Origin of the sequence: Methylobacterium sp. WL119 (assembly GCF_008039875.1) — a bacterium.
In the GTDB taxonomy this organism is placed as follows: domain Bacteria; phylum Pseudomonadota; class Alphaproteobacteria; order Rhizobiales; family Beijerinckiaceae; genus Methylobacterium.
Genome location: NZ_VRUU01000243.1, coordinates 1 through 850 on the forward strand (window position 1 = coordinate 1; position 850 = coordinate 850).

1 protein-coding gene is annotated in these 850 nt (G+C 64.6%); it reads right to left on the reverse strand.

Annotated features, from left to right (window positions below):
• Nucleotides 1-10: 10 nt before the first annotated feature.
• A protein-coding gene (locus FV227_RS28665; protein WP_147860486.1) for an IS5 family transposase occupies nt 11-780 on the reverse strand; the annotation gives its coding sequence in 2 pieces (ribosomal slippage) (nt 11-465 and nt 465-780; 771 coding nt in all).
• Between the last annotated feature and the right edge of the window lie 70 nt (nt 781-850).

Here is an 850-nt window from a genome sequence, read left to right on the forward strand (position 1 = left end):
CTAGGGCGTGTCATCGCTTGAGCCAATCGAGGGCGGCTGCGAGGGAGAGGACGCCCATGAAGCTGACGGCAGTCTTCTCGTAGCGGGTGGCGATGGCGCGCCACTCTTTGAGCCTGGCCCAGAGGCGCTCGACCTGGTTACGGTTGTTGTAGATCCAATCAGGGCAGGCCACGGGCGCTTCGTGGCGCTGAGGCGGGATCGCAGACCGAGCGCCCATATTCCAGATGTGTTCGCGAAAGACGTGGCTGGTATAGCCGCGGTCCCCCACGACCCATTTGGGCACCCCCGGCAGTTGGTCGAGCAGGGGAACAGCGTGAGGGAGTTCATGGGCCTGACCGGGCGCCAGTTGGAAGGCGATGGCGCGGCCCTGCCCGTCGGCGATCACGCAAGCCTTGGTGCCATACCCGCCACGCGAGCGGCCAACAGCTTCACGAGCGTCTCGCTCGGCTGCAGATCCCCCCTTTTGGCGGCTCCCGCCGCCTTTTGGTGCGCCCGAACGTTCGTGCCGTCGAGGAACACCATACCGAGTTGGACACCGCGCTCCTGCACGAGGTGAAGAAGCCGCTCCCAGACGCCGGCACGCGACCAGCGGATGAAGATCTGGGCAGCCCGCCACCAGGGTCCTAATTCCTCGGGAATGGCTCGCCATTTGGCTCCGTTCTGATGCCGCCAAAGGATGGCCGAGAGCGTGCGCTGCAGATCCTGAGGAGGCGTTTTGGCCTTGGGCCGGCAGGCTTCAACCAGAGGCTCCAGATCAGCCCATTGCGCGTCGCTCAGCATCGTCCCTCCTCCATCAGAAAGACGAAAACGCAAGCCCAGCCAATCTGTTCAGGCGACGACAGGCCCTAGT